Annotated in this window: 18 protein-coding genes; 5 read left to right on the forward strand and 13 right to left on the reverse strand. The window is 33.1% G+C overall.

The genetic code is table 11. The annotated features are described in order from the left end of the window. Position 1: 1 nt before the first annotated feature. The 6 genes from mraY to mraZ all read right to left on the reverse strand — a co-directional run bounded on the left by mraY (position 2) and on the right by mraZ (position 6487). Positions 2 to 1231, reverse strand: a complete 1230-nt coding sequence (gene mraY / locus AC1DY0_RS03770; RefSeq protein ID WP_477187337.1) for a phospho-N-acetylmuramoyl-pentapeptide-transferase — start codon at positions 1229 to 1231, stop codon at positions 2 to 4. A gap of 93 nt (positions 1232 to 1324) precedes the next feature. Beyond that, positions 1325 to 2788 (reverse strand): UDP-N-acetylmuramoyl-L-alanyl-D-glutamate--2,6-diaminopimelate ligase, encoded by a 1464-nt coding sequence (locus AC1DY0_RS03775; RefSeq protein ID WP_477187338.1) that lies wholly within the window; start codon positions 2786 to 2788, stop codon positions 1325 to 1327. Then, on the reverse strand, positions 2785 to 4788 hold the full coding sequence (locus tag AC1DY0_RS03780) for a penicillin-binding protein (RefSeq protein WP_477187339.1): 2004 nt from the start codon (positions 4786 to 4788) through the stop codon (positions 2785 to 2787). Before AC1DY0_RS03780 ends, AC1DY0_RS03775 begins: the two co-directional genes overlap by 4 nt. Beyond that, positions 4779 to 5126 carry an FtsL-like putative cell division protein gene (locus tag AC1DY0_RS03785; RefSeq protein WP_077370880.1) on the reverse strand — a complete coding sequence of 116 codons (348 nt, stop codon included), beginning with the start codon at positions 5124 to 5126 and terminating at the stop codon, positions 4779 to 4781. The genes AC1DY0_RS03780 and AC1DY0_RS03785 overlap by 10 nt, the downstream gene beginning before the upstream one ends. Before the next feature lie 4 nt (positions 5127 to 5130). Continuing rightward, a complete protein-coding gene (gene rsmH, locus AC1DY0_RS03790) occupies positions 5131 to 6039 on the reverse strand; it encodes a 16S rRNA (cytosine(1402)-N(4))-methyltransferase RsmH (protein WP_477187340.1) in 909 nt (302 codons plus the stop codon). Then, the gene (mraZ, locus tag AC1DY0_RS03795) at positions 6014 to 6487 is read right to left on the reverse strand and encodes a division/cell wall cluster transcriptional repressor MraZ (protein WP_477187341.1); all 474 of its coding nucleotides are present in this window, start codon (positions 6485 to 6487) and stop codon (positions 6014 to 6016) included. Before mraZ ends, rsmH begins: the two co-directional genes overlap by 26 nt. Before the next feature lie 374 nt (positions 6488 to 6861). On the opposite strand from mraZ, the gene AC1DY0_RS03800 reads away from it, so the two are divergent. Then, positions 6862 to 7635, forward strand: a complete 774-nt coding sequence (locus AC1DY0_RS03800; protein WP_477187342.1) for an alpha/beta fold hydrolase — start codon at positions 6862 to 6864, stop codon at positions 7633 to 7635. A gap of 31 nt (positions 7636 to 7666) precedes the next feature. Further along, the gene (gene yihA / locus AC1DY0_RS03805) at positions 7667 to 8287 is read left to right on the forward strand and encodes a ribosome biogenesis GTP-binding protein YihA/YsxC (protein ID WP_477187343.1); all 621 of its coding nucleotides are present in this window, start codon (positions 7667 to 7669) and stop codon (positions 8285 to 8287) included. 82 nt (positions 8288 to 8369) lie between these two features. Here the strand turns inward: yihA and gldC are convergent, their stop codons facing one another. Further along, positions 8370 to 8705: a gliding motility protein GldC gene (gene gldC / locus AC1DY0_RS03810; protein ID WP_111409904.1), complete on the reverse strand. Its 336-nt coding sequence runs from the start codon at positions 8703 to 8705 to the stop codon at positions 8370 to 8372. Next, positions 8705 to 9661 carry a gliding motility lipoprotein GldB gene (gldB, locus tag AC1DY0_RS03815; protein ID WP_477187344.1) on the reverse strand — a complete coding sequence of 319 codons (957 nt, stop codon included), beginning with the start codon at positions 9659 to 9661 and terminating at the stop codon, positions 8705 to 8707. Before gldB ends, gldC begins: the two co-directional genes overlap by 1 nt. 198 nt (positions 9662 to 9859) lie before the next feature. Here gldB and nadE point away from each other — a divergent pair, with 198 nt between their 5' ends. Then, positions 9860 to 10657 (forward strand): NAD(+) synthase, encoded by a 798-nt coding sequence (gene nadE, locus AC1DY0_RS03820; protein WP_477187345.1) that lies wholly within the window; start codon positions 9860 to 9862, stop codon positions 10655 to 10657. An 88-nt stretch (positions 10658 to 10745) separates the two neighbouring features. After that, positions 10746 to 11375, forward strand: coding sequence for a LuxR C-terminal-related transcriptional regulator (locus AC1DY0_RS03825; RefSeq protein ID WP_477187346.1), 630 nt, complete (start codon positions 10746 to 10748; stop codon positions 11373 to 11375). Here AC1DY0_RS03825 and dnaG read toward each other — a convergent pair. From dnaG to AC1DY0_RS03850, 5 genes are all read right to left on the reverse strand, one after another. Beyond that, positions 11372 to 13348: a DNA primase gene (dnaG, locus tag AC1DY0_RS03830; RefSeq protein ID WP_477187347.1), complete on the reverse strand. Its 1977-nt coding sequence runs from the start codon at positions 13346 to 13348 to the stop codon at positions 11372 to 11374. The genes AC1DY0_RS03825 and dnaG overlap by 4 nt on opposite strands. A 140-nt stretch (positions 13349 to 13488) precedes the next feature. Next, positions 13489 to 14478, reverse strand: coding sequence for a coiled-coil domain-containing protein (locus tag AC1DY0_RS03835; protein WP_477187348.1), 990 nt, complete (start codon positions 14476 to 14478; stop codon positions 13489 to 13491). A gap of 85 nt (positions 14479 to 14563) precedes the next feature. Then, positions 14564 to 15262, reverse strand: coding sequence for a hypothetical protein (locus AC1DY0_RS03840; RefSeq protein WP_477187349.1), 699 nt, complete (start codon positions 15260 to 15262; stop codon positions 14564 to 14566). A gap of 15 nt (positions 15263 to 15277) precedes the next feature. After that, positions 15278 to 15835: an RNA polymerase sigma factor gene (locus tag AC1DY0_RS03845; RefSeq protein WP_477187350.1), complete on the reverse strand. Its 558-nt coding sequence runs from the start codon at positions 15833 to 15835 to the stop codon at positions 15278 to 15280. Positions 15836 to 15996: 161 nt separating this feature from the next. Continuing rightward, the gene (locus tag AC1DY0_RS03850) at positions 15997 to 16974 is read right to left on the reverse strand and encodes a polyprenyl synthetase family protein (protein ID WP_477187351.1); all 978 of its coding nucleotides are present in this window, start codon (positions 16972 to 16974) and stop codon (positions 15997 to 15999) included. A 359-nt stretch (positions 16975 to 17333) separates the two neighbouring features. Between AC1DY0_RS03850 and AC1DY0_RS03855 the strand changes: the two genes are divergently transcribed. Beyond that, complete coding sequence (locus AC1DY0_RS03855; RefSeq protein ID WP_477187352.1) at positions 17334 to 18179, forward strand: hypothetical protein; 846 nt, start codon at positions 17334 to 17336, stop codon at positions 18177 to 18179. Positions 18180 to 18206: the final 27 nt, after the last annotated feature.

An 18206-nucleotide genomic window follows, 5' to 3' on the forward strand; every position in this document is an offset into this window, starting at 1 on the left:
ATTATCTCAATTTCAGTGTAACAATTGACAAAATGGCCAACATTATAGCTACAACCCAAAATCGCGTCACTATTTTACTTTCATGATAACCTTTCTTTTGATAATGGTGATGTAGTGGCGACATTAGAAAAATCCTTCGCCCTTCACCAAAGCGTTTTTTGGTATATTTAAAATAGCTCACTTGTAAAACAACAGAGAAGTTTTCAACCAGAAAGATTCCGCACAATAAAGGGATAAGCATTTCTTTACGAACAGCAATTGCCAATACCGCAATAATTCCTCCGATGGTCAAACTTCCAGTATCCCCCATAAAAACAGAAGCCGGATAGGAATTGTACCAAAGAAAACCAATCAAAGCACCGAGAAACGAAGCTATAAAAACGGTCATCTCACCCGAATTGGGTATGTACATTATATTCAGATAGTTTGAGAAAATAATATTCCCTGAAACAAACGTAAAAATAGCCAATGCAAAGACTGAAACTGCAGAAGTCCCTGCTGCTAAACCGTCTATACCATCAGTTAAATTGGCTCCGTTTGAAACTGCCGTAATAATAAAAATCACAATAGGAATAAAGACTAACCAAGCCCATTGTTCATATCCTTCACCTGTCCAAGCTAAAAGCTCGGCATAATCAAATTCATTATTTTTAAAGAAAGGAATTGTAGTTGCAGTTGATTTTTCCTCCAATGAAACTGGATTAACAACAGTTTCAGTACTTTGCTTAAAAATATCAACTTTACCAGTATCTGTTCTAACCGTAACGGCTGGACTAAAATACAAAACCGATCCAACGATTACTCCCAATCCAACTTGACCAAATACTTTAAAAATACCCTTAAGTCCTTGCTTGTCTTTCTTGAAAATCTTAATATAATCATCAACAAAACCAATGGTTCCCATCCATAAAGTGGTAACTATCAACAAAACAATATAAATATTATGCAATTTTGCAAAAAGTATCACAGGAACTAAAGTCGCAAAAATGATAATAATTCCCCCCATTGTAGGAGTACCTGCTTTTTCATTTTGTCCAGCCAAACCTAATTCACGAACTGTTTCTCCTACTTGCTGTCTACTTAAAAAACCAATTATGCGCTTTCCATAAATGGTAGACAATAACAATGATAACATCAATGCTAAGGACGATCTAAAGGTGATGTATTGAAAAACCCCTGTACCAGGAACATCCATTACTTTGTCTAAATATTGAAATAAGTAGTATAGCATATCTCTTTGTTTATTTGGTTAATCGTTAATTTGTTTAATCGTTAGGTCTTTTAATGTCCGGTTAAACGAATAAACAAATAACCGATTAAACTATTATTTTCCTAATTGATCTAAAATCTCTTTTACATTTTTCATGTCATCAAAATCATGACGTACCCCTTTGATTTCCTGATAGGTTTCGTGCCCTTTACCAGCAATCAATATAATATCATTTGGCTGTGCCAATTGACAAGCTGTTTTAATCGCTTGCAATCTATCTGTAATTGATAAAACTTTTTTGAAATTTTGAGCTTGAATTCCTTTTTCCATTTCTTGAATGATGGCTTCCGGCTCTTCGTTTCTAGGATTATCGGAAGTCAAAATTACTTTATCACTCAATTCTGTAGCGATATTGGCCATTACAGGGCGTTTTGCAGTATCTCTATTTCCTCCGCAACCCACAACTGTTATTAATTGTTCGTTATTTGTTCGTACATCGTTAATGGTATTCAAAACATTTTCGAGTGCATCTGGCGTATGAGCATAATCTACTATAGCCGTTATATTCGTATTGGAAACAATATATTGAAATCGTCCAGAAACACTTTCTAATTCGGACATCAATCGAAGCACTTCCAAACTGTCTAACCCTAACTCAACAGCTGTTCCATATATTGCCAATAGGTTGTAAGCATTAAAAGTTCCAATTAATTTCACCCAAACTTCATTACCATTTATTTTCAACAGCAATCCAGACAATTGATTTTCCAGAATTTGAGCTTTGTAATCAGAATACGTTTTTAAAGCGTAAGAAAGTTTTTTGGCAGCAGTATTTTGAAGCATTACTTGCCCATTTTTATCGTCGATATTGGTAAGAGCAAAAGCATCACTTGGCAAATGATCGAAAAAAGATTTCTTAACATCTCTATATTCTGCAAACGTAGGATGGTAATCTAAATGATCATGTGATAAATTAGTGAATATTCCTCCTCTAAAATGCAAAGCCTCAGTTCGCTTTTGGTGAATACCATGCGAACTTACTTCCATAAAACAATACTCAACACCAGCATCCACCATTTCCTTAAGAAAAGAATTTATGGTTATAGAATCAGGAGTAGTATGCGTTGCTTTATATTCTACATCGCCAACTAAAATCTTCACAGTCGAAAGTAAACCTACTTTAAAATCTGCTTTTTTAAACATTTGATATAACAAAGAAGCAATAGTTGTTTTACCATTCGTTCCTGTAATACCAACTAATTTTAGTTTTTGAGAAGGATTACCATAAAAATTTGCAGCCATAAAAGCCAAAGCTGCATTTGTATCTTTTACGCAAACATAAGTCACGCCATTTATTAGGTTAGCTGGAAGTGTATCACAAATAACCGTTGAAGCTCCTAACCCAATTGCTTTTTCAATAAAATCATGCCCATCTGAAATGGTCCCTCGAATTGCAATAAAAACATCGTTTTTTTCTACTTTTCTAGAATCAAAATTCAATTGGTTTATAGCAATTTCGGTAGAACCCGTTACAGATTCTATCGCCACTTTATATAATATGTCTTTTAGTATACTCATGATAATTCCAATAGAATTGATGAATTTTTTACAATACTCTGTCCTGCTTGAATGGATTGTTTTTTCACTTTCCCAACTCCAACAGCTTTAACCTTTAAACCTAAATTCTCCAATAAAGCAACTGCGTCCATTCCTGACATTCCTTTTACATTTGGAACAGAATTTTGCTTTTTCTGCATTTTCACATAATAGGCATTATAATTGCTCTCTTGCTTCGGATTAGGATTGTCTAATTTCTTAATCACATTCGTAGAAGGGATATCTGTAAATATCTTTTGGGCAATTCTTTTAAAAACAGGTCCCGCAACATCGGCTCCATAATAATTATTCCCCGAAGTATTAGGTTTATGAACCACCACAATACAAGAATACATAGGATTATCAGCTGGAAAATAACCTACAAATGACGAAACATAATGTTTATCTTTCCCTCCATTTGTCRCATAATTTGCTTGAGCTGTCCCCGTTTTACCGGCCATAGAAAAATCTTTGGAATACAATTTTGACCCAGTTCCTTTTTTAACTACATTAGCCAAAACTGCCTTAACTTTTTTTAACGTTTCAGGGGAACAAATCCTTGGATTCATTACCTCTGTATCATATTTTTTTATTGTTTTATTCCACGCTTTAATTTCAGAAACCAATTGTGGTTTTACCATCACACCATTATTTGCAACAGCATTATAAAAGGTTAAAGTTTGCAAAGGTGTAACCGAAACCCCATATCCAAAAGCCATCCATGGAAGTGAAATGTTTGACCAATTTTTATCACTAGGTTGCGGAATGAAAGGTTTTCCTTCACCTTTAAAAGCCAATCCTAATTTCTTATTTAAACCATAGGAATTAATGTGATTCACAAACTTCGTAGGATTATTTTTGTAATTGTTATAAACGGCTTGAACCATTACCGTATTCGAAGAAACTTCAAATCCTCTAGCTAAAGATATTTTACCATAACCTCCTTCATGAGAGTCTCTTACTTTTCGACCTGAGTAAACAACAACACCTCCGTGGCTATCATAAACAGTACTTGTATCAGCCACTTTATCTTCTAGTATTGCCATCAAATCAACTAATTTAAAAGTCGATCCTGGCTCATGAGATTCAGCATAAGCATAATTTGTAGTTTCATAATAAGTCCCATCTGTTGCTCTTCCTAAATTTGAAATAGCTTTTACATGACCTGTTTTAGTTTCCATAACCACCACACAACCATGATCTGCTTCATATTCTTCCAATTGCTTCAACAAAGCGTGATGTGCAATATCCTGAATGTAAACATCAATTGTTGATATAACATCATATCCATCTTGAGGCTCCACTTCGTTGACGTCACGAATAGGTTTCCATTGCCCTTTAGCTATTTTTTGTTTTAATATTTTACCGTCCTTTCCGTTAAGATATTCACGATAAGCCCACTCTATTCCTTTACCATCAGAATATCCTTCAGGCATTTTTCTTTCATAACCAATACTACGCTCAGCAATATGCCCAATTGGATGTTCTCTAATTGTTTTTTGCTCAATTATAATTCCACCTTTATAAGCTCCCAAATTGAACAATGGAAATCCTTTGATTTTCATATATTCGGTAAAACTCAAACCTTGAGCAACTAAAAAATATCTATTTTTATGTGCTCTAGCTCTTCTTAGTTCATTTTGAATTGTACTACTGGATTTTTTAAGTAACATTCCCAATGAATCAGACAGTAATTTTACATTTTTTTCAAAAGCTTCTGTTTTCGGCGCTACAGCATCAAAACGGATTGCATAATTAGGAATTGAAGTTGCCAAAAGGCTTCCATCAGCTGAATAGATATTTCCTTTATTGGCAGGAATAACAAAATTTTTCACCGTTCTTTCTTTCGCTAATTCTCTGTAATGATCTCCATCAACCCATTGAATATTCGTTAACTTAACAGCAATAGCAATTGCCATCAAAAAGATGAAAAAGGCAACCAAATAGGTTCTATAGGATATATATTTATCTTCTACTGCCATATTCTTTCTAAGAAATTTTTCTCTTCAGGTTCTTTAACTTCTATTTTAACTGGCGGAACGGTTGATGGGAAAATTTGTTTTTCTTCCATTTTAGCCGAAACCGTGGATTCCATTTTGAGTTTCATCAACTCAGAACGTCTGTCTACAAATTCAGAACGTAACTCTTTTACTTTATTGGTCAATTCAACAATCTTAAATACTTTTTGTTCGTATCGTTGCGTATTGGCAATCATTATTATAGCAAGTAAAATCACAAAGACAATAAAACGCCAATTTTTGACTGCATTATCATCTATAAGAAACTGTGCTTTTAATATGTTATAAATTCCACCTTTCATTTTATTACTTTTTCTCAGCAATTCTCAACTTAGCACTTCTAGCTCTATTATTTATTTTGATTTCTTCGTTATCAGGAACAATTAATTTTCCGATAGTTTTAAAAGGAACTGAAAAATTTCCATAAAAATCACGTTCTGGCTCCCCTTCGAACATTCCATTTTTTATAAATCTTTTCACCAATCTATCTTCTAATGAATGATAAGAAATTACACTTAATCTTCCACCTGGCTTTAAAATCTCAAGGGACTGTTCCAAAAACTCTTTCAAAACATCCATTTCCTGATTCACCTCAATACGAATCGCCTGGTAGATTTGGGCCAATATTTTATTTCGAACTCTTTCTGGCAAATATTTCGCCAAGACTTCTTTCAATTCATCAGTGGTCTCGATTAATCTATGCTCTCTAGCTTCTATAATTGTTCTTGCCAAAGCTGGTGCATTTTTCAATTCACCATAATCAAAGAACACTCTTCTCAAGTTGGCATCATCATATTCATTTACCACTCGATATGCATTCAAATCATTTTTTTGACTCATTCTCATATCCAGTCCAGCATCAAATCGAGTTGAAAAGCCTCTTTCGGGTACATCAAACTGATGAGAAGAAACTCCCAAATCTCCCAAAATACCATCCACTTCTTTTATACCATAAAAACGCAAAAACCTTTTTATAAATCTAAAATTTTCGTTAATAAGTGTAAATCTTTCGTCAGGCAAAGCATTGGCCAAAGCATCCTCATCTTGGTCAAAGGCAAACAATTTACCATTTGGTCCCAGCCTACTCAATATTTCCTTTGAATGACCACCTCCACCAAAAGTTACATCAACATAAACTCCCTCTGGATTTATATTTAAGCCATCTACCGTAGCATGTAGCAATACTGGATTATGATATTCCATTGTCGTCGTCATTTAAATTACCCATTACTTCCTCGGCTAAATCAGCAAAATCAACATCTGCACCGTCTATTGATTTCTCATACAAATCCTTATCCCAAATTTCCACAATATTAACTGCAGAAGAAAAAACCACATCTTTATCAACGCTAGCAAAAACCACTAAATCTTTAGGGATCAACAACCTTCCCAATGCATCTATCTCCACCACTTTTACTCCAGCAGTGAAACGGCGAATAAAGTCATTGTTCTTTTTTACAAATCGATTAAGTTTGTTGATTTTTTTCATCATCAAATCCCACTCTTCCATAGGATACAATTCCAAACAGGGCTGAAATACAGAACGCTTCAAAACAAAACCGTTTTGAAGCGAGGAAGCCAATTGCTTTTTTAAGGGAGCAGGTAATAAAACCCGTCCTTTTGCATCAACTTTACACTCATATGTTCCTATAATTGCGTCCAAGTAAATAGTGTTAATTGTATAAAGCAAAAATATATAAAATTTTACCACAATTTACCACTATATACCACTTTGTTAATAAGTTTAACCTCTTTTACCCGAAAACGCTTAGTTTATAGACAATCAGAACGTTAGCTAAAACTTCAATAATTTGTAAGAAAGATTGTGTTTTGCTAAAAAGTAGACATTTTCGATTGTTAAAGCACATTCTTAAAAGCTTAAAAATTCTATTGTTCATTAGTTAAAAAATTATCAAAACATCATTCAAGACTATACTTTTTACCCTAGACAATAAAAGGTTAAAAAAAGGCTACTAAAATTCTTTTTAATTTTATAAACCCTATATTTGTGAAAAATTGAAAATTGTCATTTAAAACATGGAAAAATACTATAAAAAAGAAGGCAAATACGGATATTACGAAGCAGGCGAAGGAATTCCGATTGTCATCTTACATGGTTTAATGGGGGGACTTAGCAATTTTGATGCTGTAGCTAGTTACTTTTCGAATAAAGGGTACAGAATCATCATCCCCGATTTGCCTATCTACACCCAAAACATATTAAAAACAAACGTGAAGAGTTTTGCCGTCTATGTAAAAAACTTCATTACTTACAAAAAATTAGACAGAGTCATTCTTTTAGGAAATTCACTTGGAGGACATATTGCATTATACCATACCAAAATGTTTCCAGAAAAAGTATCTGGACTTGTAATTACAGGAAGTTCAGGACTATACGAAAGCGCTATGGGAGACAGTTACCCAAAAAGAGGTGACTATGAATACATCAAGAAAAAAGCTGAAGATGTTTTTTATGATCCAAAAATAGCAACACCAGAACTTATTGACGAGGTATATGCCACAGTAAATGATCGTATAAAACTAATCAAAACCTTGACTATTGCCAAAAGTGCCATTCGTCATAATATGGCCAAAGATTTACCGAAAATGCATGTACAAACCTGTATTATTTGGGGAAAAAATGACAAAGTTACACCTCCAGATGTAGCAGATGAATTCCATAGGTTATTACCTAATTCCACTTTATACTGGATTGACAAATGTGGTCATGCTGCCATGATGGAACAACCAGAAGAATTTAACACTCATCTTGAAGACTGGCTTACCCACACTCATCTTAGGGAACATTAATCGAAAAGGAGAATTTTATACTCAAAAAAAAATGAAAATCAATACTGCCGAATTCGTAATAAGTAACTCAGATGTAAGCAAATGCCCAAAGGATTTTTTGCCGGAATATGCTTTTATTGGCCGTTCCAATGTTGGAAAATCATCATTGATCAATATGTTGACCAATCATAAAAAATTGGCAAAAACATCTGGAAGACCAGGAAAAACCCAACTAATAAATCACTTTTTAATCAATAACAATTGGTTTCTTGTAGATTTACCCGGTTATGGTTATGCCAAAGTTTCAAAAAAAACAAAATCCATATTTCAAGAATTCATCACCGATTATTTCGAAACAAGAGAGCAGTTGGTTTGTGCTTTTGTTTTGATTGACATTCGCCATGAAGCACAGACAATCGACATTGAATTTATGTCATATATGGGAGAAAGTGAAATTCCGTTTTGCATTATTTTCACTAAAGCTGATAAAATCAGTAAAGTAAAAATTGATTCTCATATTGCTGCTTACAAGAAACAAATGTTCGCCAACAACTGGGCCGAAATGCCACAATACTTTGTTACTTCGGCAACAGAATCAACAGGAAAAGAAGAACTTTTAGGCTATATAGACGAAGTAAATCAAGAGGTTTTCAAAAATAATTCAGAGTTTTAAAAAAAACTAGAAATATAAAAAATCCCAAAACTGAATATTAAATTTCAGCTTTGGGATTTTTTTTCGACCTGTCCACAATAAGCTATTTCTTCAATTCTAGTTTCTCAGCGAAATAATCACAGAAGTCCAACATTGTATCCGACATTTTTTCATCATTAGTAGCTCTTTTAAAAGTATCTGCCATAGCCACTAATGTTTGATGAAAGAAAATCTTCATTTCATCAACAGGCATTTCTTTAGTCCACAAATCGATACGCATACTTTCCTTGGCTTTGCTATCCCAAACGTTAAGCATAATTGCTTTTGATTCTGATAGCTCCACTCCTCCGTCCTTTGCAGTCCAAAAAAGCTTTTCCGGTACGCGGTTTTCATCCAATTCGACTAAAAATTTAATTTCTGAGGTATTTTTATTTGACATTATTTCTTGGGTTTGTATTTTGATTTTTCGAAAATTTCTTTGGCATCCGTTTTTAACAACTGGTCTACCGTAACATCATTGTTTTCCATATAAGATTTAACAATTTGCCAACCTATCCAAGATCCTATTTGCCCTGGAGAATCATTATCTATTTCTAAATAAAATTTTGAAAAAGGAGCTGGATCAATAAAACGAGAAGTCAACTTTTGCTCATCGCTAAAAAGCATTTCTTTCTCAATAAAATAGCGCCAAATATAACTTTCATTTTCTTGGCACCAAACAATTTGCTCTGGAGTATATCCCATTTTTTCAGCATCACTGTATTCTGGAAGTAAAAGATCTTTTAAATAAAGTTCTTTTCCAAAATAAATCATTTGAGACAACAAATTCTTATCCGTTGGAGGAGCAATTTTCCCTAATGAAAAACTCTTTACAACATCAGGCATCATTTGTCTTTCTTCAAAATTTTGTTTTAGATATTTTGGAAAAGTATAAAACTTATGATCCTTCCCTAAATACAATTCTAACGAAATTAAAACTAAAGAATCCGTATAAATAGCTTTATTCGTATAATCCATATCCGAAATCAACGTAATCACTTTAGGCGTTTTGGTCTTTGGAAAATAATATTTCATATGCTGAACCAAAGCTTCAATTTCATTTTGAATCCCCTCGGTAGAAGGATATTTTTTTTGAACTTCGTTATACACTTCTCTCCAAATAGGTGTCGTCATTTTGTTTATCCAAACAGTATCATTTATCTGAGGAGAGAAAAAATAAGGATATTTCTTTTTTAGGTTTGACAAGTCCTTTGGAGAAGTCTCGAAGAACTCTTTATCAAAACGTTCCACCTTAATATCTACTGGAGTTTCTTCAATAGTTTTTTCAACTTTACTTTTTTGGTCACAAGAACAAAAAAGCAAACAGAAAACTATAGGTAAGAGAAAAAATTTCATATTTATTTTATTTATTTATCAATTCCATGATAAGTTTAAAGCATTATTCGCAAATCTTCATGTGATTTTTCAACCTATATCAAACATCCTCTATTCAATTGTATTATTTTCTTTAAATTTGTTACGATAGGGACTCTTAAAACTTTGCGTTTATTTTTTTGCAAATATACATCCCTGCTTTTTAAAACTTAAACTATTATGACTAAAAAAAGAACCCTCCAAATCGAAAAAGTAAATACTCATATTGTTGAATGGCTGAAAAGCTATGCTGAAAATTCAAAAGTTAATGGATTTGTAATTGGAATATCTGGCGGAGTAGATTCAGCAGTAACCTCAACTCTCTGCGCCCAAACTGGTTTGAAAGTATTATGCGTTGAAATGCCAATTCATCAAGCTCCGAGTCACGTATCAAGAGCCAAAGAACACATTGAGCAATTAAAAAATAGATTCCCTAATGTAACCAATGTAGTTGCTGACTTAACTTCTGTTTTTGAAACATTCAAAAAAGAAGTCCCTACAACTGACAACGAAAGCCTTGTAAATTTATCACTTGCCAATACTCGTGCCCGTTTACGCATGACAACTTTATACTATTTTGCTGGAATTCATGGTTTATTAGTAGCAGGAACAGGAAATAAAGTTGAAGATTTTGGTGTAGGATTTTATACTAAATATGGAGATGGCGGAGTCGACTTGAGCCCAATTGCAGATTTAATGAAATCAGAAGTATATCAATTAGGGACCTATCTTAAAATTCCAAATTCTATTTTAACAGCTGCACCTACTGATGGATTATTTGGAGATGATCGTTCAGACGAAGACCAATTGGGAGCTAGCTATGACGAATTGGAATGGGCAATGCGTATAACTGACACAGAACTAGATACTAATACTTTTTCAGAACGTGAAAAAGAAGTTTTAAAAATCTACAAAAAACTTAATCAAAACAACCAACATAAAATGAATCCTATACCAGTTTGCACAATAAACTGTTAAAAAAAAATAATTTGTCCGAAAAATTAGACTTATATGAAAATATTTTTTTAATTTTATATCTTCAAAAACAATCCTAAAACTAAATACCATGATTAAAGTTTGTTTAGCAGATAACTATCCTGTAGTACATTTTGGAATAAAATCGTACTTCAAAGACCATTCGGACATTTCCATCGTTGCTAACGTTGGTAATTTTGCAATGGTAAAAGACATTCTTCTTACCAAAGAAATAGATGTTCTTGTATTGGACCTAGAACTTGAAGGCCTATCAAGTATTTTCGAAATCAAATCGGTTTTGAAAAATTTTCCAAAAACAAAAATTATTTTTTACAGCGGTCTTTCAGAACAGATTTACGCTCCAAATGCTATTAAAGCAGGAGTTTCTGGATTTGTTCACAAAACTGAAAAACTGGAAACTTTAGGTCAATCGATTATCAAAGTACACCAAGGCAAAATCATCATGAATGAAACAGTGATGAAAAACATTGCTTTGATTGCAAAACAAAGCAAAAGCGAGCGTTTGTACAGAAAACTTTCAAATCGTGAAGTGGAAGTATTGCGTTATTTAAGCGACGGTAAGAAAAACCACGAAATCGCTGAGATTTTATCGCTCAACGAAAAAACAATCAGTACTTACAAGTTACGATTGTTAACTAAATTAAACGTTACGAATCTAGTAGATTTAGTAAATAAAGCTAAAACTCTAGAAATCGTTTAACTGTAGCGCGACATGACTCTTCCTAATTTTTTTGAAAACGAATTAATTAGTTTATAATAGTCCATCGCCATAGACATAGACTCTGTATTATCTGAACCTGGTTCATTTGATACAGAGTTTTTTAATTCCTCTATAATTTTATCAACCAAATACCAACGCATTGTCAAGATAGTTTCTGACACATACTGGCTGATAGTTTCGTTTTTAGTTTTAGGAATGATGTTTTGTCCTTCCCAATTATGCAACACCAATCGTTCATCTTCCATCAATATATCGGTCACTTCTTGAGCAAAGTCGGAATTTAAATGCATTAAATATTTTTCAAATTCTAAATTTTCATTTTGAAGAAAATATTGAATTATATCATTAAAAATATCTCGAAACAAAGGATTAGCTAGCTCTACTTCATCTTCTTGCAAGCTCAAATAAATCCTTTGATAAACTTTATATTCTTTCTTTTCTGTTACATTTTCAATTTCACCAGATTCATTTGTTCTCAAATAAACATCTTCAAATTCTTCAGTTTTATTGCCATACAATAAAAGAATCTCAATTATTTTACGCTCCAAACGATACAGCACATCAACTTTTGCCGCTTGAACAGGATTTTCATTTTTTACAATTTCAAAAGCTTTTTGCTCTTGTTTTGCTTTTTTCCCTACTTCGGTAACATCTTTTTGAACCAACTGCGCCAAAGTACTTGTCAAAACCTGCTCCGAAATATCCATTATTCTGGAACATTCCTGAATATAAATTTCACGTTGAATTCTATCTGGAATTTTCGAAATACTTGCGACCATGTCCCGAATCAAATCGGCTTTCTTAACGGGATCATTTTTGGCATCATTCATCAAAAGCGATGCTTTGAACTGAATAAAATCCTTCGCATTGTTTTCTAAATAGGCAACCAAGTCTTCATAGGATGTTTTTCTGGCAAAACTATCAGGATCTTCTCCATCAGGAAATGCACAAACTTTTACGTTCATTCCTTCCTCAAGAATCAAATCGATTCCGCGAACAGAAGCGCGAAGTCCCGCAGCATCACCATCAAACAGAACAGTAATATTTTTAGTAAGTCTATTAATTAATCGAATTTGATCTGGAGTAAGCGCAGTTCCCGAGGAAGCAACAACATTTTCAATTCCCGCTTGATTAAACTGAATAACATCAGTGTAGCCTTCAACCAAAAAACAATTATTAAGTTTTGCTATTGATTGTTTGGCTTGAAAAATACCATACAGTACTTTACTTTTATGGTAAAGATCACTCTCTGGCGAGTTTAAATATTTGGCAGCTTTCTTGTCATTTGTCAAAATTCGCCCTCCAAAACCAAGCACCCTTCCGGACATACTCTGAATCGGAAACATCACCCTGCCTTTGAATCGGTCAAATGGGCGATCTTCCCTAGCAATGGTCAAACCAGTACTTTCCAGAAATTCCATTTTATAACCTTTTCCTAGTGCTTCTTTTGTGAAAGCATCCCATGTTTCAGGTGAATATCCTAAAGCAAATTTCTTGATGGTCTCATTGGTAAAGCCTCGCTCTTTAAAATAAGAGAGCCCAATAGCTTTTCCTTCTTCAGAGTTTAAAAGCGTAGTATGAAAATAGGTTTTGGCGAATTCAGAAACCAAATACATACTTTCGCGAACATCTGTATTTAATTTTTCCTCATCAGATTGTTCTGTTTCTTCAATCTCAATATTATATTTTTTAGCCAAATATCGAATAGCTTCCGGATACGTAAAATGCGAGTGTTCCATTAGAAAAGCAACCGAGTTCCCACCTTTTCCAGAACTAAAATCTTTCCAAATTCCTTTTGCTGGCGAAACCATAAAAGAAGGAGAACGTTCATCCGAAAACGGACTCAGCCCTTTGAAATTACTTCCCGCTCTTTTTAACTGTACAAAATCTCCAATAACCTCCTCAACTCGAGCGGTTTCAAAAACAGTATCTATGGTTGCTTGTGATATCAAAACTTATAAGAATATTTAATAGTAATCCTTTCGAAAATTCGAAGAGTTACAAAAATACGTAAATCAAACTTTATAATTCAAAATAAAAAAAGTGCTTCATTTCTGAAGCACTTTTTAACATTACACAACTTAACTAATTACTAATTAAAATCAAAACGAAGTCCTAACGAAATATTGTTTTGATCAACAGTATTATTTTCAAATAAAGGTTGTAAATCATATTTTAAATACAAACTTGTTGCTCTATATCCAACATAGGTACTTAAACCATAATTAAAGTCATTAACATTATAGTTGCCTTTCGTTTTTTGTTCCACATCGTTCCCACTAGCATCATCAAAACAAAGAATTTGTTTTGACTTCACCCTAAATCCGGCATATCCACCCAAACCAACTCGCATACTTTTATGAGTTCTAAAATAATTTGCACCATCTCGTATTTCCTTCTTAGTGAAATCAAATTCTAAATGCAAAGGCACCATGATATACACATTTCTAAATCTGGATTCGTCTAAATGCACTGTACTGGTTACCAAATCGGTTTGTGCCCCGTTTTTCACAAAGTAACGATCATCAGTTGCTCGAAGATTGTTATACATCAGCGACATTCCATACTTAAAATGCAACAGATTGTCTTCTTTTAGAATTCTTGTATTGTAGGTCAATCCCCATTCATAAAAATGAGATTTCCAATATTTAAAATCCGAATTAGCAACTTGCTTATCAGTTACTAAATTATTTGCCCCAAATGCAAAAACAAATTGAGAAGTTGTTCTTTTTTCGCCATTAGAACACTTATTCTTATGATGAGAGAAAAAATCTTTATCAATATGAACAGTAATCGTTTTGGAAGTATCTATGACTTTTATTTTTCCATCCACTTTATCCTGAACCAAAACATGCAGTTCTTCTTCCAGCTTAGCTACTTTCTCTTCTATTGTTTTCGCACGGGCTTCGGCCAAGGCTTTCTTTTTTTCATCAGCTTCCTCATTCGTTAATTGTCCCTGGGCCAATTGTTCATTTACTGCTTCGACTTCTACTTTCAATTCGTTTTTTTCTTCTTTAACAATAGTTTCAATCCGTGAAGCGATGTCTTTTGCTTTACCTTCAAATGATTCTTGAGCTTGCATTTTGCTCGCGAAAAGGCATACGAATACTATTAAGTAAATTTTAAAATTCCTCATGTTTGTTTTTTTTTTAGATGTGATTGATGATTTATTCTGAATTTCGATTGCTCAAAGCCAATTTCACTGCTTTAAAATTTTGATTTACAGTTTTAATTGCTTTTTCTCTAAAAGTAAGATCTAGTTCACCATCGACTTGAGTCAGCAATTCATTCGAATTAACTTTGACATTCGATTTGGCTACTATAGAACTCTTTTTTGGAGAGGCATTATCTACGGATGCCAATAACTCGTCAGCATTAACATACGTTGATTTTTGCAGAACTATTTTCTGTTCCGCTTTTTGATTGATGATTGGTATTTGTTCTTCTTGAATAACTTCTTTTTCTGCAACTTGAATTTCATTATTGGTCAAAACCCTATTAGAACCCGCTTCAGGCTTTATTTTTGTTGACACTAATTGCCCTTTAGTATTTATTGCCGTCTCAACTTTTTTTGCTGAATCTATTTCAACAGCAGTTAGTTCTATTTCAGGAATAACTTTGGGTTCATCAACTACGATAGAATCTCTGGCAATAACATTTCCTGTTACATTTTGATTAAAATACAAAGTTCCTATCATCAAAACCCCAAAAAGACTCGCAGCAATATACATCCACTTAAAATTACGTTTTGGTTTTTCGGCAACAGTAAGCATAGCATCCAATCTATCCCAAGAAGCTTTTGAAGGGGTAATTTCCCTAGCATTAATCTTTTCTTTAAATTGATTTTCTATAACACTCTTTTTCATCTTATTGTTTTTTACTCAAGAATACTTCTCTTTATTTTTCAAAATACTTATTTTATTTTTCAAAATTCTTCTGGCATGAGAAAATTGCGATTTGGAAGTACCTTCATTAATACCCAACATACTTGCAATTTCTTTGTGTTTATACCCTTCTATAACAAATAAATTAAAGATGATTTTATATCCATCTGGTAAACTATCTATTAAACTTTGAATATCTTCTATAGAAAACTGAATATCGACTTCACTTTCAACTTCCTCAAAACCTACAGAATCTTCTATAAAATGTACTTTTTTTTGAACCCTAATAAATGAAATACATTCATTAATCATAGTTCTCCTAATCCAACCTTCAAAACTCCCTTTGTTTTCAAATCGTCCTAAATTGACAAACACTTTCATGAAAGCAGTAATCATTACATCTTCAGCCAATTGTAAATCTTTAATGTACTGTCGACAAACACTTAACATCTTTGGTGAATATTTGGAATAAATACATTGTTGAGCCTGTCGGTTGTTTTTAACAGCCAATGCAATTATTTCATTTTCCTCCTGATGTAAATTAATTACTTTCAAAATCGTTTAAAAAGTGTTTCTATAAGTATAGACGAGAATTAATGCAAAAAGGTTGCATGGATTTAAAAAAAAGTCAAAATAAAAGTACAATTTATTTACACAAATACCTCAAATAGCTATTTGTCAAATATTTAAAATTATAAAAAATCTTTTTTTTAAACTTACTTCTTTCTTTCGATAACGTAGTTTACCATTAAAATAAGCGCTGCTTTATAGTCCGATTCGGGATAATCGTTCAGCAGTTGTAGTGCTTCTTGCTGAAATTCCACCATTTTATTTTCGGCATAAGTCAAACCATGATTGTCTTTTACAAAAGCAATCACCTCTTTAACTCTTTTTTTATCCTTGTTATAGTTCTTTATTGAGTTGATAAGCCAACTTTTTTCTTTTGAAGTACAATTATTGAGAACATGAATTAATGGCAAAGTCATTTTTTGCTCTTTGATGTCAATTCCTGTTGGTTTTCCAATAGCTTCTTCAGAGTAATCGAATAAATCATCTTTGATTTGGAAAGCCATTCCGATGAGTTCTCCAAATTTTCTCATGTTCTCTACCTGAACCTCATCCTCCACAACCGATCGAGTACCAAGAGCACAACAAGCTGCAATAAGTGTAGCAGTCTTTTTTCGGATGATTTCGTAATAAACAGCTTCGGTAATATCAAGCCTTCTGGCTTTTTCTATTTGAAGTAATTCTCCTTCGCTCATTTCCCGAACAGCAACAGAAATGATTTTTAATAAATCAAAATCACCATTATCAATAGAAAGCAACAATCCTTTGGACAACAAATAATCTCCTACCAAAACGGCAATTTTATTTTTCCAAAGCGCATTAATGGAGAAAAAACCTCTACGCCTATTACTGTCATCCACCACATCGTCGTGAACTAATGTTGCTGTATGGATTAACTCGATAACACAAGCTCCTCTATAAGTTCTATCGTTCACCTCGCCCTTGGATACCATTTTGGCCATCAAGAAAACAAACATAGGTCTCATTTGCTTTCCTTTTCTGTTGACGATATAATAGGTAATGCGATTTAAAAGCGCCACTTTGGAGGTCATTGATTCATAGAACTTTTTCTCAAAAAGTTCCATTTCATAAACTATTGGCTGCTTTATCTGTGTAGTAATATTCATTTAGATGTCAAATATACTATTTTAAATAAAAAAACGTTAATCATAATATGTTAAGAGTAATTAAAATTAATTATTTAGTAACAATATATTAGCAATTATATTCATTCACCCTTTTATACCAAATCTAAGTATTATTTCAAAAGGTTTTTAAGTATGATTACAACTTTATAAAAATAGTGTTTTATAGCTTACTCCCCCATTAAAACACGAATAATTCCATTCAAAAAAATCTTTAAAAATTGATTTGATTTCATTCAGATTAAATTGTCCTTTTATTCTTTTCATAAGAAAAACAAATTCTCTAATAGCTTTTTTTCAAACTAATAAACGTTTTAAAATAACCCTAAAATCTATTAAACATGAAAACAAAGATTTTTCTAATTATTTCATTCATAGCTATTCTCTTTTGCATCGGCTGTGACTCTTCAGACAAAACCACAGATGACACAAATCTTTCTACTAACAATCAGATAGCTGTCGATTCCAAAATTGATGCTTCCATTGAAGATGTTTCAAATATTGCTGAAGATCAATTTTCTTCAAAACAAAGCAATACTGCCAGATCATCCGAAACGACTCATACCTTTTTGCCCTCCTGCGCCATTGTAACCTGGACATATGTAGACGGAACGTTCACTGGTACAATTGATTTTGGAACTGAAGGCTGTACTCTTGAAAACGGAAATGTGCTAAAAGGAAAAATAACTCTTTCTTTTTCAGGAAATTTCATGACTCAAGAACAAACGATTACCTATAGTTTTGATGAATTTTACCATAACGGCATTAAAATTCAAGGCAGTAGAACGATTACCAGAACCCTTAAAAGCACCGAATTACTCGCAGAAGTGCATCCCGTATTCACCCATAGCATTGATATAACCGTAACTTTCGAAGATGGATCCGTGTATACCAGAACTGGAACCAGAACAAAAGAAATGATAGATGGTGCCAATTGGGAAGATAGAGTTTTCTTGGTTACAGGAAGTTATACCACAAGTAAATCAAATGGAGACATATGGTCTTGTACTATTCAAACCCCATTGCGTTATGAAATGGCTTGCAAAAAATCAATCCCAGTTTCTGGTACTGTTTTAAAGATCAATAATGGAGTTGAAACAGTAATCGACTATGGAACTGGCGAATGTGATAATCTTGCCACTGAAACGACTAATGGCGTAACAACGACAATAGAATTAAAAAGATAAAACCTTTTTCATAAAAAAAGCATTAAA

The organism is Flavobacterium sp. P1_E4, from assembly GCF_056405915.1.

What these genes read in the sequence shown, in the direction of transcription:
- mraY (WP_477187337.1), bottom strand. Translation starts at nt 1,231, where the DNA reads ATGCTATACTACTTATTTCAATATTTAGACAAAGTAATGGATGTTCCT.
- nadE (WP_477187345.1), top strand. Translation starts at nt 9,860, where the DNA reads ATGACTAAAAAAAGAACCCTCCAAATCGAAAAAGTAAATACTCATATT.
- rsmH (WP_477187340.1), bottom strand. Translation starts at nt 6,039, where the DNA reads ATGACGACGACAATGGAATATCATAATCCAGTATTGCTACATGCTACG.
- AC1DY0_RS03785 (WP_077370880.1), bottom strand. Translation starts at nt 5,126, where the DNA reads ATGAAAGGTGGAATTTATAACATATTAAAAGCACAGTTTCTTATAGAT.
- gldB (WP_477187344.1), bottom strand. Translation starts at nt 9,661, where the DNA reads ATGAAATTTTTTCTCTTACCTATAGTTTTCTGTTTGCTTTTTTGTTCT.
- AC1DY0_RS03825 (WP_477187346.1), top strand. Translation starts at nt 10,746, where the DNA reads ATGATTAAAGTTTGTTTAGCAGATAACTATCCTGTAGTACATTTTGGA.
- AC1DY0_RS03800 (WP_477187342.1), top strand. Translation starts at nt 6,862, where the DNA reads ATGGAAAAATACTATAAAAAAGAAGGCAAATACGGATATTACGAAGCA.
- AC1DY0_RS03850 (WP_477187351.1), bottom strand. Translation starts at nt 16,974, where the DNA reads ATGAATATTACTACACAGATAAAGCAGCCAATAGTTTATGAAATGGAA.
- AC1DY0_RS03835 (WP_477187348.1), bottom strand. Translation starts at nt 14,478, where the DNA reads ATGCAAGCTCAAGAATCATTTGAAGGTAAAGCAAAAGACATCGCTTCA.
- AC1DY0_RS03775 (WP_477187338.1), bottom strand. Translation starts at nt 2,788, where the DNA reads ATGAGTATACTAAAAGACATATTATATAAAGTGGCGATAGAATCTGTA.
- yihA (WP_477187343.1), top strand. Translation starts at nt 7,667, where the DNA reads ATGAAAATCAATACTGCCGAATTCGTAATAAGTAACTCAGATGTAAGC.
- AC1DY0_RS03855 (WP_477187352.1), top strand. Translation starts at nt 17,334, where the DNA reads ATGAAAACAAAGATTTTTCTAATTATTTCATTCATAGCTATTCTCTTT.
- AC1DY0_RS03840 (WP_477187349.1), bottom strand. Translation starts at nt 15,262, where the DNA reads ATGAAAAAGAGTGTTATAGAAAATCAATTTAAAGAAAAGATTAATGCT.
- gldC (WP_111409904.1), bottom strand. Translation starts at nt 8,705, where the DNA reads ATGTCAAATAAAAATACCTCAGAAATTAAATTTTTAGTCGAATTGGAT.